We start from the raw sequence: 12,845 nt of genomic DNA, 5'->3' as shown, positions 1-12,845 counted from the left end.
TCCAGCGCCGGCTGCGCCGGTCCCTGCGCAGCGGCTGTCCACGGCGGTGCAGGTCCAGGATCCTGGGGACGTGCCGAACGCTTGCTGCGCTGCGCTCCGGCGCGAACGCCCGGATCGCCTCCGGGGCGGCCTGACGTGGAGGGGAGGCGGGGTGGAGGCGCCGTTCTTCTGATTGGCGCTCGAAGCCGCCAGTACGGCCCCCGTCCGCAGCGCGGACGCCCTCGCCCGCGACCGCGACTGTCAGCGCAGGCGCAGCGCGAGACGATCACGTCCCGCGCGCGTATCCAGCCGGCGTGCGCGGCGAGCACTGTCTGAGGCCGCGCGTCGCGCCAGCGATACGCGCGGCCGAGTTTGCGAGCGCGCCCAAGCGCGTCGAACGCGATCCGCGCGCGTCCTACGACCGAAGTCCCGCGCCGAGCATTCCGCCTCCACGTCGCGAGAGCGGGCGAGGGCGGGAGCGCAAACCAGGACCGCGCCCCCTCGGCCTCCCGGCTTCGAGTGCACGCGACGATGACACATGAGCATCGGCCGCTCGCCCTTCGACAGGCTCAGGGCGAGCGGATCTCGGGAACGGCTCGCCCTGGTCACGACCCCACGAACTCAGGGCGAGCGGATCTCCTCAGGGGCCCGAACCGCCGCCGCCGGAACCGCGCGCGCACGTGGCGGCGCGGGCGAGCAGCAGGTCGCGCTCGCGGGCGTTCCGCGTCATCCCGGCGGCCCGCTCCAGCTCGGCGCGGGCCTCCTCGTGGCGGCCGAGGCGGGAGAGCAGCTCGCCGCGCACGCTGGGCAGCAGGTGGTAGCGGCGCAGCGACGGCTCGTCCGCGATCGCGTCCACCAGCTCGAGCCCGGCCGCGGGGCCGAACGCCATCGCCACCGCCACGGCCCGGTTCAGCTCGACGACCGGCGACGGCGTCAGCTCCGCCAGCGCGTCGTAGAGGGCGGCGATGCGCGGCCAGTCGGTCGCGGCGGCGGCGCGGGCGCGGGCGTGGCAGGCGGCGATGGCGGCCTGCAGGGCGTAGGGACCGAGCGCGCCCCCGAGCCGCTCGGCGCGCTCCAGCGCCGCCAGCCCGCGCTGGATGAGCAGCGGGTCCCACCGGCTCCGGTCCTGCTCCAGCAGCAGCACCGGCTCGCCGGACGGGCCGGTCCGCGCCGCGGCGCGCGAGGCCTGCAGCTCCATGAGCGCGGCCAGCCCGTGGACCTCCGGCGCGCCGGGCACGAGCGCCTGCAGCATGCGGCCGAGGCGCAGCGCGTCCTCGCACAGCGCCGGGCGCATCCAGTCGTCGCCCGCCGTCGCGGTGTAGCCCTCGTTGAAGACGAGGTAGACGACCTCGAGCACCGAGCCGAGCCGCGCCTGGAGGTCCGCGCCGCCCGGCACCTCGAACGGCACGCGCGCCTCGGCGAGCGTGCGCTTCGCCCGCACGATGCGCTGGGCGACGGTGGGCTCGGGCAGCAGGAACGCGCGGGCGATCTCCTCGGTGGTGAGGCCGCCCAGCAGCCGGAGCGTGAGCGCGGTGCGCGCCTCGCGCGAGAGCACCGGGTGGCAGGCGATGAACACGAGCCGGAGCAGGTCGTCGCGCACCGGCTCGTCCACCGCCGCGTCGGGCGCGGGCGGCGCGGTGGGCCCGAGCGCCTCCGGATCCGGCCCCAGGGCCTCGTGCTTGCGCTCCACCATGCGCTTCCGGCGCAGCTCGTCCACGGCGCGGCGCTTCGCGGTGGCCATGAGCCAGGCGCCCGGGTTCTCCGGGACGCCCGACTCCGGCCACCGCTCCAGCGCCGCGACCAGCGCGTCCTGCGCCAGCTCCTCGGCCAGCCCGACGTCCCGCACCATCCGCGCCAGCCCGGCGATGAGCCGGGGCGCCTCGATGCGGAACACCGCGTGGACCGCGCGGTGCGCGTCCGGGCGAGTCACCCGGCGCGCCTCCGCGCCGCCGGGGCCGTCACGGGTTCGCCGCGTTGCGCTTGGCGCGCTCGAAGATCTCGGTCTCCTTGGCGGCGTCCTCCGGCGTGAACACCTCCGGCGGGAAGTCCGCCGCCTCCGCCACCTGCCGCAGCTCCAGCACGCCCTCGGCGCCCTCGCCCATCGGGTTCGGGCAGCGCCGCGCCCAGGCGATCGCCTCCTCCTTCGACTTCACCTGGATCATCCAGAAGCCGGCCACCAGCTCCTTGGTCTCGGCGAACGGCCCGTCCACCACCTCCACCTTGCCCTTCGAGAACTTCACCCGCGCGCCCTTCGACGACGGGAGCAGGCCGTCGCCGGCGAGCAGCACGCCCGCGTTCACCAGCTCCTCGTTGTACCGGGTCATCGCCTGGATCAGCTCGCGGCTGGGCGGCGCTCCCGCCTCGCTCTCCGGGCTGGCCTTCACGATCATCATGAACCGCATGGTGTCTCTCCGTGGTCCGGGTTGGTGCGACGGGCCGGGCGGCCCGAGCCGCCGCGTTCCGTGCGTCTAGCCCTGCGACGATCCGGGAGCCGCCGGATCGACGCGTGCGACCGTCCCAGAGGGGGCCGGCGCGCGCCCGGGCGAGGTGCGGGATTCACCCACCGGCGTTCCCGTGCGGGCTCGAACGGCCGCCCGCGTTGCGCGCCGCCGCGCCGGCCCCAAGTAAACGTCCGTGCACACCCCCGTCCCCCGCCTCCACCGCTTCCCTGGCCGTCCCGCGCTGTTCGCCGCCCTCCTCCCGCTCGCCCTCGCCTGCTCCCAGACCCGCGACACGAGCCACGACGCCTGCCCACCCGAGGCGCCGGCGCTCGCCACCGGCGGCGCGCCGCACGCGCTGAAGACGGTGTTCGTGATCGTGATGGAGAACCAGGACTGGTCGGACGTGGCCGGCAGCCCGTCGGCGCCGTACGTCAACGGCACGCTGCTGCCCGCGTTCGCGCACGCGCTCGACTACCGGACCGGCGGCCTGCACCCCAGCCTCGGCAACTACGTGTGGCTCGAGGCCGGCGATCCGCTCGGCATCCACTTCGACGCGCCGCCCGCGGACGTGCCGCTGCCGGTGACCTGCCACCTCGCGACGTACCTCGAGGACGTCGGGCTCACGTGGAAGGCGTACGCGGAGGGCATCTCCGGCGACACCTGCCCGCTCGTCAACGAGGGGAAGTACGCGGTGCGGCACGATCCGTTCGTCTACTTCGAGGACGTCTCCGGGAGGCCCTTCGACCCGCACAGCGCCCGCTGCATCGCGCACGTGCGGCCGTTCGAGGAGCTGGCCTCGGACCTCGCCGCCGGGACGGTGCCGCGGTACGCGTTCATCGTCCCGGACGTCTGCGACGACGGCCACGACGCCTGCCCGCCGCTGAACGATCCCGTCGGGCAGCAGGACGCGTTCCTGGCGCGCGAGGTGCCGGCCATCATGGACAGCGCCGCGTACCGCGACGGCGGCGTGATCCTGATCGTGTGGGACGAGGGCCACCGGGGCGACCACCCCATCGGCCTCATCGCCGTGTCCCCGCTCGCGAAGCCCGGCTACGCCGCGCCCGGCGCGTACACGCACGGCTCCACCGTGCGCACCGTGCAGGAGATCCTCGGCGTCACGCCGCTGCTGCGGACGGCGGCCACCTCGGCCAGCCTGTCCGACCTGTTCACGGCGTACCCGTAGCCGCGGCGAGCGGCGCGACGGGCGTCGGCCCGGCGGCGAGCGGCGCCGCGCCGACCGGCGCCAGCGCCGTCTGCGTCCGCAGCCTGCGGTCCAGGAACCCGCCCACGCGCCGCTCGTACTCGGCCGGCGCGAACGCGTGCAGGTCCACGTGCCCGGCGCCGGGCACCTCCCAGAGCGCCTTCGGCCCGCGGGCGTTCCGGTACAGCTCCCTCGACTCCGACGGCGGCGTGTACGGATCCGCCGCGCCGGCGAGCACGAGGAGCGGCGCGACCTGGTCGCCGATGCGGTCCACCGGGCGCAGGTCGGCCGCGCGGACGCCCTGGCGCGGCAGCATCAGGCGCTCGACGAGCGGCGCGAGCAGCGCGCCGAGCGGCCCGAGCCAGGCCCGCGCCCGGTTGCGGATCGCGGCGTCGATGGTGGGGTAGACCGACTCGAGCACCAGCGCGTCCACCTTCAGCGGCGCCGGGCCGAGCAGCGCCGCCGCGCCGCCCATGGAGATGCCGATGACGCCGATCCGCTCGCCGGGGAGCGCCGCGCGCAGCCACTCCACCGCCGCGCGCGCGTCGCGGCTCTCCAGCCCGCCGTAGGTCGTCTGGGCCGACCCGCTCGCGCCGTGCCCGCGGAAGTCGATGGCGAGCACCGAGTAGCCGGCCGCGGCGAGGAAGCGGGCGCGCCCGGCCATCTCCGCGGCGCTCGCGCCGATGCCGTGCAGCAGCAGGACGGCGCCGGCGCCCGGGTGGCCGCGCGCGAGCCAGCCGCGGATCGTGCTCCCGGAGCCGCTCCGCAGCTCGACCGGCCGCGCGTCGAGGTCGGCCGGCGCCGGCGGCGCGCGTCCGGCGCGGGCCGGGGCGGCCATGGCGAGCGCGGCCGCGATCGAGAGCAGGACGCCGAGGCGGCGAAGCCGGGTGGGCCGATGGGTGGAGCGCGTCGGGGTCAAGCGGGCGTGGCGTGCGTCCGGAGCAGCCGGCTCCGGGCGGCGCCTTCCGCGCCGCTACAGCTCATCTCTAGCCAGCGGGACCGGCTCGCGCACGACGGACCGGTGGCGCGAACGGAGGCCGAACACCAGGCGGAGCGGCTCCCACGCGGCGACCACCCAGCAGAGGGCGACGCTGATGGCGAGCGACGCCGCGGCGAGCCCCACGAACGCGGCGGGCAGCCCGGCGGAGTCGGCGCCCCGGCGGACCATCGCGGCGGCGAGCGCGACGATCACCCCGTGATGCAGCACGTAGAAGGGGTAGACGAGGCCGCTGGCGCGCTGGAGCGCCTCGCCGTCGTGCGCGAGGAACCGGCGCGCGCCGCCGAGCAGCGCCACCAGCCAGCACCAGGACGCGCAGCCGTAGCCGCCCCACAGCAGCACGCCGCCGGCCGACCGCGCGGCCGGCAGCCTCGCGAGCACGTCTCCCGGCCAGGCCCACGCGCAGAGCCCCACCGACGCGGCGACCGCGATCGCCAGCGCCGGGCGCCAGTGACGGTCCACCGCCGCGGCGAAGCCGGGCTCGGCCGCCACCGCGAACCCCCACAGGAACGCCGGGAGCAGCAGCCCGCGGTTCGACCAGTCGTAGGCGAGCGGCGGGAACCCCGGCGCCGAGGTCGCGGTGAGGATCCGGATCGCCACCGCGGGGAGGACCAGCCAGGCGAGGCCGGCCGGCCCCTGGCACGGCGCGGCGAGGCGCGCGAGCAGCCGGCGGCCGGCGGGGGCGCGCAACCGCGCGAGCAGCGGCGCGGTCGCGAGCGAGAACGCGAGCAGGAAGACGAGGAACCAGAGGTTGTGCCAGGCGAAGTTCCCGTCCGGATAGATGCCGTCGAAGAAGTGCGGGTAGAACGCGAGCAGCGACCCGTCGAACCGGCCCTGGAGGCGCCGCTCCACCCAGACCTGCGGCGGCACGAGCACCAGGATCCCGAGCACGAGCGGCAGCCCGAGGCGGAGCAGGCGCTCGCGGACGTACCGGGCCGGCGAGCGGCTGCGGAGCGCGAGCCAGGCGGCCTCGCCCGCGAGCGCCATGAAGAGCGGCATGATCCACGGCGCGGGGAAGAACACGAGCTCGCCGAGCCACTTGCTGCGCAGCGCGCTCTGCACGTGCCAGGTGTCCCAGGGGTTGAAGGGCTCGGCGGCGTGCACCAGGAACACCGCCAGCATCCCGAGCACGCGCAGCCAGTCGAGGTCCGCGCGCCGCGGCTCGCTCCGGTACCCCGTCGGCGTCACCTCGGTCGGCATCGCCCCGGACTGCTCCTCAGACCACCTGCTGATACAGGTCGAGCACGCGCCGCGCCACGATCGGCCAGGCGTACCTCGCCGCGGTCGCCCGGCCGCGGGCGCCCAGGGCGGCGGCGCCCGCCGGGTCGCGCGCGAGCGCCTCGAGCGCGCCGGCCCACGCGTCGGCGTCGTCCGGCGGGAGCAGCCGCCCCTCCTGCCCGTCGTGCAGCACCTCGCGGAACCCGTCGATGTCGGACGCGAGCACCGGGCGCCCGGCCGCCATGGCCTCCAGCAGCGTCACGCCGAAGGAGGCGACGCTGGTGGGGGCGCAGTAGACGTGCGCGGCGGCATACCAGTCGGCCCGCCCCTCGATCACCGCCCCGGCGAACACCACGTCGCCGGCGAGGTCGCGCGGGACCATCCGCTCGTAGCGGCGGCGGAGCGGCCCGTCGCCCAGCACCAGCAGCCGCGCCGGGAGGCGGGCCCGCAGGCGCGCGAACGCGCGCAGCATGCGGTCGAGCCCGTTGCGCGGCTCGAGGCGGCCGACCCACAGCACGTTGAAGCGGCCGTCGTCGAAGCGCGCCGGGCGGCGCCCCTGGCCGAACCCCTCCGCGTCCACGCCGTTCGGGACGATCTGCACGTCGTCGCGGATGCCGGTGGCGAGCGACGCGGCCGCGTGCGAGACGGCCAGCACCAGGTCGAGCCGGCCGAGGTAGCGCCGCTCCAGGCCGGCCGCCAGGCGCGAGCCGAGGCCGGGGGTGTAGTGCGTGTGGAGGGTGCCGGCGACCGGCACGCGGGCGTGCTGGAGCGCGAGCCAGGGCAGCACCGGCGTGATGGGGCAGTGGACGTGCACGAGGTCGAAGCGCTCACGGTCGAGCGCGTCGCGCATGGCGCGGGACAGGCCGAGGCCGACCGAGACGCGGCCGAAGCCGCCGTTCAGGTAGAAGGGGCGGCTGCGCGCCAGCCTCAGCACGTCCGGGCCGCTCGCCTCCGGCGAGGGTGGCGGCAGGTCCGGCATCTCGCTGGTGAGGATCTTCACGGCGTGCCCGAGCCGCCGCGCCTCCCGGGCGAAGTGGTGGACGTGCTCCTGGACCCCGCCGATGCTCGGGTAGTAGTACTCGGTGACGATCCCGATCTTCACGCCCGCTCCCCCCGGCCCGCGCTCACGACGTGGCGCTGCCCCGGCCCGGCTCGGCGTCCGGCAGCGGGGCGCCGGCGCCCTCCTCGCGCGGCTTCCGCCGGCGCGCGCCGGCGGGCCGCCGCAAGAGGATCGGCAGCATGGCGAGCGCGGCGCCCGGGAGCGCGCGCAGGTTCAGCCACATCACCTGGACCAGCGACCGCGCCTTCATGGGACCCCCCGCCCGCGCTGCCCCGCCAGTGTTTCATCGAAGGCGGCGCGAGGCAGCAGCCCCGAAGGAGCCGCGCCCATGCGCGCACGGGGGGGCCCGGCGCGTCAGACGGCCGGCGGGGAGAGTCGCGCGAAGCCGGCCTGCCGCCGGTAGGGCCAGTACGGATAGGGAGCGGGCGCCGCGCTCGCGGCGTCGAGCGCCGCGACCTGCTCCGGCGTGAGCGCCCAGCCCACCGCGCCCAGGTTGTCGCGCAGCTGCTCCTCGGTCCGGGCGCCGATCACGACCGTGGACACGGTCGGACGGCGGAGCAGCCAGTTGAGCGCGACCTGCGGGACGGTGCGGCCCGTCTCCTTTGCCACCGCCTCGAGCGCGTCCACCACGCGGTACAGCAGCGCCTCGTCCACGGGCGGCCCGTACTCGGCGGTCTGGTGGAGCCGGCTCACGGCCGGGAGCGGCTGGCCGCGGCGAACCCTGCCGGTGAGCCGACCCCAGCCGAGCGGGCTCCAGACCACCGCGCCCACGCCCTGATCCTGCGCGAGCGGCATGAGCTCCCACTCGTAGTCGCGTCCGACGAGCGAGTAGTACACCTGGTGCGCCACGTGGCGCGGCCACCCGTGGCGATCCGCCGCCGCGAGGGACTTCATCAGCTGCCAGCCCGAGAAGTTGGAGGCGCCCACGTAGCGGACCTTCCCGGCGCGGACCAGCTCGTCGAGGGTGGCGAGCACCTCGTCCACCGGGGTGCGCGCGTCGAACGCGTGGAGCTGCAGCAGGTCGATGCGATCGGTGCGGAGCCGCCGCAGCGCCGCCTCGCAGGCGCGGACGAGGCGCAGGCGGGAGGTGCCCGCGTCGTTGGGGCCGTCGCCGGTGGGGAGCCCGGTCTTGGTGGAGACGAGCACCCGCTCGCGCCGGCCCTCCAGCGCCGCCCCGAGCACCTCCTCCGAGGCGCCCGACGAGTAGACGTCCGCGGTGTCGAACAGGGTGACGCCCGCGTCCAGGCACATGTCCACCATGCGCCGGGCCCCCGCGACGTCGACGGTCCCCCAGGCGCCGAACAGCGGCCCCGTCCCTCCGAACGTCCCGGCGCCGAAGCTCAGCGCCGGCACCTCCAGCCCCGATGTCCCCAGTCTCCGATGCTCCATGGTGCTCCTCCTCCCCCGGGTTGGCGCGCCCCGCGCGACGGCGGCGTCGGCCTGCGGGCAACGCGCGCGGAAAGGATGCGCGGCACCCCCCGCCCGCGCTACCACTCCGCCGGCACAACACCTGTGAACGGGATTCACCGATGCCGCACGGCGAGGGCAACCGGCTGTACGAGATGGAGGCGTTCGCGACCGTGGCGGAGCTGGGCGGCTTCTCCGCCGCGGGCCGCGCGCTCGGGAGGACGCCCTCGGCGGTGAACAAGCTGGTCACGCGCCTCGAGGCGCGGCTCGGCGCGAGGTTGCTCACGCGCACCACGCGCGCCGTCCGGCTCACCGCGGAGGGCGAGGCGTTCCACCGGCGGGCGATCGCGATCCTGGCGGAGGTCGAGGACGCCGAGGCGGCGGCCGCAGGCGGCGCGCCGCGCGGCCGCGTCCGCGTGAACGCGAACCTCCCGTTCGGCGTGCACTGCCTGCTCCCGCGGGTGCCGGCGTTCCTCCAGGCGAACCCCGGGGTCACGCTCGACGTGGTGCTCACCGACGAGGTGGTGGATCTGGTGGAGCGCCGCGCCGACGTGGCGATCCGGGTGGGCCCGCTGCGCGCGTCCCGGCTGCTCGCGCGCAAGCTGGGCGAGAGCCCGGTGGCCGTGGTCGCGTCGCCCGCGTACCTCGCGCGGCGCGGGACGCCGCGCACGCCCGCCGACCTCGACGCGCACGAGCGGATCGGCTTCACGTTCGCGCGCGCCCTCGACGACTGGCCGTTCCGCCGGGGCGGCGAGGCGCTGCGCGTGCCGGTGCGCGGCGCCGTGCGCGCGGGCGACGGCGAGACCGCGCGGCAGCTGGCGCTCGCGGGCGCCGGCCTCGCGCGCCTGGCGCTGTTCCAGGTCGCCGCCGACCTCGAGGCCGGGCGCCTGGTGCGCGTCCTCGAGGCGTTCGAGCCCGGCGACGTCCTCGAGATCCACGCGCTGTTCCTGGGCCCCGCCGGCTCCGTGCCGGCGCGGGTGCGCGCGTTCGTGGACTTCGTCGCGGCCGCCCTGCGCGGCGGGCGCGGCCCCGGGGCGCGGGCCCGGCGGGCGCCGCGCGTTTGACAGCGGCCGCGGCGTACGCATGTTCGAGCCATGTCCTCCCCCCTCATCTACCGGTGCGCCCGCTGCGGCGCGATGAACCGCCTCGCCCTGCTCACGCCGGGGCGCCAGCCGGTCTGCGGGAAGTGCAAGGCGGACCTCGACACCTCCGGCGCCCCCGGCCACGCCGACCTCGCGGAGCTGGAGCGCGCGGTCGCGAGCAGCCCGGCGCCGGTGCTGGTGGACTTCTGGGCGCCGTGGTGCGCCCCGTGCCGCGCCTTCGCGCCGGTGCTCGAGCGGCTCGCGCGCGAGCAGGCCGGGCGCCTGGTGGTCCTGAAGGTGGACACCGAGGCGAGCCCGGCCGCCGGCGCGCGCTTCGGGATCCAGGCCATCCCCACGCTCGTCGTGTTCCGCGACGGCAAGGAGGTGGACCGGGTCTCCGGCGCGCTGCCGTACGAGGAGCTGCGCCGCTTCACCACCGCCGCGACCTTCGCCGGCTGAGCCGTCAGCGCAGCACCACGCGGGGCCGGCGCCGCTCGACAAAGGCGGCCACCGCGGCGACCTCCGGGTCGGACCCGAGCGCCACGCAGCCCGCGGTCCAGTCGGCCCACGTGTTGAGCCGCCCCGCCCAGCGCATCCTCCTCGCCGGTCCGTGGATGCCCACGTTGCTGCCGGTGAGCCCGGCGCGCCGCTGCTCCGGCGTCGGGTAGCCGATGGGGATGAACGTGCCGAAGCCGGCGGACGGCCGCGGCGCGCCCAGCGCGTACGCGCCGAGCGGCGTGCGCCGATCGCCCTCGGCGCGCTTCTCCGTCCCGGCGCTGCCGAGCGCCACCGGGAAGACCGCGGCCGCGGCGCCGGCCTCGCAGAGCGCCAGGCGATGCCCGGCGGTGTCGACGAGGACCACCGCGTCCGCGGGCGGGCAGGCCGGGGGCGGCAGCGCCCGGCGCGCGCACGCGAGCAGGAACGCGAGCGGCGGGACGAGGAGGAGCGAGGCCACGGCGGCGCGGAGGGCGAGCGGGGTCATGGCGCCGGCTCCTCGCAAGCCCCGGGCCGCCGCCCCCCCGCGTGCATCTCCGCGGGATCAGGGCGCATCCCGCCGGCGCGTGTCCGGCCGCCCACACGCTCCGTGTGCCGGGCGACGCATCCCGGGGCGGCCGGCCCCGCTACGGCGCCAGCACCGCCAGCTGCCCCGGCGCGACCCGGAACTCGGCCGGCGTGGACCCGGCCAGCTCGCCGTCCGCGTCGATCTCGAGCGGCGGATCGGTCCAGAGCGAGGCGCGCGTCGCGCGCACGTGGAGCACGCCCGGGTGCTCGAGGTGTCGGCCGCGCAGGAGCAGCAGCGCGTAGCGCGCCAGCCCGGCGACGTCGCGCAGGCGATCCCGCAGGCGCGGCGCGCCCGGCGACGACGCCGCGGCGAGCACGTACACGTCCAGGAGGTGGTCGTCGGCGCGGGCGCGCGGCGCGACGAGCCGGCCGCCGCCGTGGTACCGGCCGTTCCCCACCACCACCTGCAGCGCGTCCAGGTCCTCGCTTCGACCGTCCACCTCGAGCCGCGCCCGGAACGGCGGCTGGCCCGCGGCGGCGGCGCCCGCCACCGGGTACGCGAGCGTCCCGGCGCGCCGCTTCAGGCCGTCGTCGAGCCGCCGCGTCAGCTCGGACGAGGCGCCCACGCTCGCGGCGTTCAGGAACGCGCGCCGGCCGGCCCAGCCGACGTCCACCCGGCGCACGCGCCCGCGCGCGATCGCCCGCGCCCGCCCGCGAGGTCGTCCGGGATGCGCAGCGTGCGCGCGAAGTCGTTCGCGGTGCCGAGCGGCAGGACGCCGAGCGCCGCGCCGGTGCCGGCGAGCGCGGACGCCGCCGCGGCGAGCGACCCGTCCCCGCCCCCCACGATCACGCGCCGCGCCCCGGCCGCGAGCGCCGCCTCGACACGCTCCGTCAACTCCGCCGGCTCGATGGCGCGCGCCTCGGCGAGGATCACCCCCGCCTGCTCCAGCGCGGCGCGCGCGGCGGCCAGCGCGGACTCGCCCCTCCGCGCGGCGCCGTTCACGAGCAGCACCGCGTCGCCGCCGGCGCTCAGCCCCGGGGGCGCCGGCGCTCGGCGAGCCACAGGAACAGCTCCTCCAACTCGGTGTCGCTCGTGCCCGGCTCGGCGGCGCGCGCCACCTCCTCGAGCAGCCCGCGCTCGCGCGCCCGGTCGAGGAGCGGCCGGTCGATCTCGGCGCCGGCGGCGAACACCACCAGGCCGGCCCCGTCGCGCACGTCCGCGGCGAGCCTGCGCCCGACCAGCGTGCGCGAGAGCAGCGCCTCCTCCGCCCTCGTGAACGCCCTCTCCAGCACGGAGCCGTCCATGCGCGCAATGTGGGGCCGGCCGGCGCGCCGGGCAGGGAGCGGTGCGCGTTCCAGTTCGAGACACCCTGGAACACGCTTCGCTCCCGCGAGGGGCGGCGCCGGTCGCCCTCTCGCTCACGAAACGCCTGGCGTCCAGGGAATCCGCGATGCAGACCGCCCGCCCGCGAGGGGCACGACCCGTGCAACCCCGGCCTGTGTCCCCGCAGTTCGACAGGAGCGAACCCGATGCCCCAGCAGCCCCGCGTGATCGACCTCCGAACCCTCCCACCGCAGGTGCGGCACGGCCTCGTCTTCCAGTGCTTCGACGCGCTCGCCACCGGCGAGTCGATGGTGATCGTGAACGACCACGACCCCATGCCGCTCCTGCAGCAGTTCCGGTTCGTCCGGCCCGGCGAGGCGCAGCACGAGTACGTCGAGCAGGGCCCGACCGCCTGGCAGGTCCGGATCGCGCGCAAGGCGCCGGGGCGGCAGGCGGCCGCGCCCGCGGACGGCGCGCCCGACACGGTGACCGGCTACCTCGAGGCGGACCACCGCCGGCTCGACGCGATCCTGCCCGAGGTGGAGCGGCTCGCGGCGGTGGGCGAGTACCGGGACGCGGCGCGGCGCTTCGCCGAGTTCGCGTCCGGGCTCGACCGCCACATCGACGCCGAGGAGCAGGTCCTGTTCCCGACATTCGAGGGCGCCACCGGCATGACCTCCGGCCCGACGCAGGTGATGCGCATGGAGCACGTGCAGATCCGCGAGCGGATGCGCGAGGCCACCGAGTCGCTGCACCGCGAGGACGCCGGCGGCCTGGCCGCGGCGGTGGGCGGGCTCACGCAGGTCCTCTCGGTCCACAACATGAAGGAGGAGCACATGCTCTACCCGATGTCCGACCGCGCCGTGCAGGGCGACGCGCACCGGCAGCTCCTCGACCGCCTGCGGTCGTTCACGGAGGCGACGCCGTGACCGGCCGCCGCTGGAACCCCGCGGAGGGCCACGCGGCCGCCCCCGAGCAGCTGGCGCCGCGCCACGCCCTCCACCCGGACGGCAGCGAGGAGCGGCCGCTGTGGGCGCCGAGCGAGGGCCCCTGCCGCACGGAGGTCGGCGGCGCGGGCGGCGAGCCGGAGGGGCGCGGGCTGCCCTTCCGGAAGGTCTGCTGGGACTGACCGGG

Annotated in this window: 16 protein-coding genes; 5 read left to right on the top strand and 11 right to left on the bottom strand. The window is 77.0% G+C overall.

Annotation, left to right across the window (positions count from 1 at the left end; genetic code table 11):
* Nucleotides 1-619: 619 nt before the first annotated feature.
* Together ACOQFB_RS02850 and ACOQFB_RS02845 are read right to left on the bottom strand one after the other, a co-directional pair.
* Nucleotides 620-1,909 carry an RNA polymerase sigma factor gene (locus ACOQFB_RS02850; protein WP_421610402.1) on the bottom strand — a complete coding sequence of 430 codons (1,290 nt, stop codon included), beginning with the start codon at nucleotides 1,907-1,909 and terminating at the stop codon, nucleotides 620-622.
* Between the two features lie 28 nt (nucleotides 1,910-1,937).
* A complete protein-coding gene (locus ACOQFB_RS02845; protein WP_059436593.1) occupies nucleotides 1,938-2,381 on the bottom strand; it encodes a YciI family protein in 444 nt (147 codons plus the stop codon).
* A 232-nt stretch (nucleotides 2,382-2,613) separates the two neighbouring features.
* Here ACOQFB_RS02845 and ACOQFB_RS02840 point away from each other — a divergent pair, with 232 nt between their 5' ends.
* The gene (locus ACOQFB_RS02840; protein WP_421610403.1) at nucleotides 2,614-3,603 is read left to right on the top strand and encodes an alkaline phosphatase family protein; all 990 of its coding nucleotides are present in this window, start codon (nucleotides 2,614-2,616) and stop codon (nucleotides 3,601-3,603) included.
* Here the strand turns inward: ACOQFB_RS02840 and ACOQFB_RS02835 are convergent.
* The 5 genes from ACOQFB_RS02835 to ACOQFB_RS02815 form a co-directional block, all read right to left on the bottom strand.
* A complete protein-coding gene (locus ACOQFB_RS02835) occupies nucleotides 3,587-4,540 on the bottom strand; it encodes an alpha/beta hydrolase (RefSeq protein WP_059436591.1) in 954 nt (317 codons plus the stop codon). The genes ACOQFB_RS02840 and ACOQFB_RS02835 overlap by 17 nt on opposite strands.
* 54 nt (nucleotides 4,541-4,594) lie before the next feature.
* Nucleotides 4,595-5,818, bottom strand: a complete 1,224-nt coding sequence (locus ACOQFB_RS02830) for an acyltransferase family protein (RefSeq protein WP_059436590.1) — start codon at nucleotides 5,816-5,818, stop codon at nucleotides 4,595-4,597.
* 16 nt (nucleotides 5,819-5,834) lie between these two features.
* A complete protein-coding gene (locus ACOQFB_RS02825; RefSeq protein ID WP_421610404.1) occupies nucleotides 5,835-6,938 on the bottom strand; it encodes a glycosyltransferase family 4 protein in 1,104 nt (367 codons plus the stop codon).
* Nucleotides 6,939-6,960: 22 nt separating this feature from the next.
* Nucleotides 6,961-7,146 (bottom strand): hypothetical protein, encoded by a 186-nt coding sequence (locus tag ACOQFB_RS02820; protein WP_421610405.1) that lies wholly within the window; start codon nucleotides 7,144-7,146, stop codon nucleotides 6,961-6,963.
* A gap of 104 nt (nucleotides 7,147-7,250) precedes the next feature.
* Complete coding sequence (locus tag ACOQFB_RS02815) at nucleotides 7,251-8,285, bottom strand: aldo/keto reductase (RefSeq protein ID WP_421610406.1); 1,035 nt, start codon at nucleotides 8,283-8,285, stop codon at nucleotides 7,251-7,253.
* Nucleotides 8,286-8,425: 140 nt separating this feature from the next.
* Here ACOQFB_RS02815 and ACOQFB_RS02810 point away from each other — a divergent pair, with 140 nt between their 5' ends.
* A complete protein-coding gene (locus ACOQFB_RS02810; protein WP_421610407.1) occupies nucleotides 8,426-9,367 on the top strand; it encodes a LysR family transcriptional regulator in 942 nt (313 codons plus the stop codon).
* A 30-nt stretch (nucleotides 9,368-9,397) separates the two neighbouring features.
* Nucleotides 9,398-9,844 carry a thioredoxin TrxC gene (trxC, locus tag ACOQFB_RS02805; protein ID WP_059436585.1) on the top strand — a complete coding sequence of 149 codons (447 nt, stop codon included), beginning with the start codon at nucleotides 9,398-9,400 and terminating at the stop codon, nucleotides 9,842-9,844.
* Between the two features lie 4 nt (nucleotides 9,845-9,848).
* Here the strand turns inward: trxC and ACOQFB_RS02800 are convergent, their stop codons facing one another.
* The 4 genes from ACOQFB_RS02800 to ACOQFB_RS02785 all read right to left on the bottom strand — a co-directional run bounded on the left by ACOQFB_RS02800 (nucleotide 9,849) and on the right by ACOQFB_RS02785 (nucleotide 11,692).
* A complete protein-coding gene (locus ACOQFB_RS02800) occupies nucleotides 9,849-10,367 on the bottom strand; it encodes a L,D-transpeptidase family protein (protein ID WP_421610408.1) in 519 nt (172 codons plus the stop codon).
* A 139-nt stretch (nucleotides 10,368-10,506) separates the two neighbouring features.
* Nucleotides 10,507-11,070 carry a hypothetical protein gene (locus ACOQFB_RS02795; protein WP_494492445.1) on the bottom strand — a complete coding sequence of 188 codons (564 nt, stop codon included), beginning with the start codon at nucleotides 11,068-11,070 and terminating at the stop codon, nucleotides 10,507-10,509.
* Nucleotides 11,025-11,450: a diacylglycerol kinase family protein gene (locus ACOQFB_RS02790; protein ID WP_494492444.1), complete on the bottom strand. Its 426-nt coding sequence runs from the start codon at nucleotides 11,448-11,450 to the stop codon at nucleotides 11,025-11,027. Before ACOQFB_RS02790 ends, ACOQFB_RS02795 begins: the two co-directional genes overlap by 46 nt.
* Entirely contained in the window at nucleotides 11,417-11,692 is a 276-nt protein-coding gene (locus ACOQFB_RS02785) for a hypothetical protein (protein WP_421610410.1), read from the bottom strand. The genes ACOQFB_RS02790 and ACOQFB_RS02785 overlap by 34 nt, the downstream gene beginning before the upstream one ends.
* Nucleotides 11,693-11,917: 225 nt before the next feature.
* Between ACOQFB_RS02785 and ACOQFB_RS02780 the strand changes: the two genes are divergently transcribed.
* Nucleotides 11,918-12,640: a DUF2249 domain-containing protein gene (locus ACOQFB_RS02780; RefSeq protein WP_421610411.1), complete on the top strand. Its 723-nt coding sequence runs from the start codon at nucleotides 11,918-11,920 to the stop codon at nucleotides 12,638-12,640.
* Entirely contained in the window at nucleotides 12,637-12,840 is a 204-nt protein-coding gene (locus tag ACOQFB_RS02775) for a hypothetical protein (protein ID WP_421610412.1), read from the top strand. The genes ACOQFB_RS02780 and ACOQFB_RS02775 overlap by 4 nt, the downstream gene beginning before the upstream one ends.
* The last annotated feature ends 5 nt before the right edge of the window (nucleotides 12,841-12,845 follow it).

This window comes from Anaeromyxobacter sp. Red801 (assembly GCF_049201065.2).
Lineage (GTDB): Bacteria > Myxococcota > Myxococcia > Myxococcales > Anaeromyxobacteraceae > Anaeromyxobacter.
This window is presented reverse-complemented; position numbering and strand designations above follow the sequence as displayed.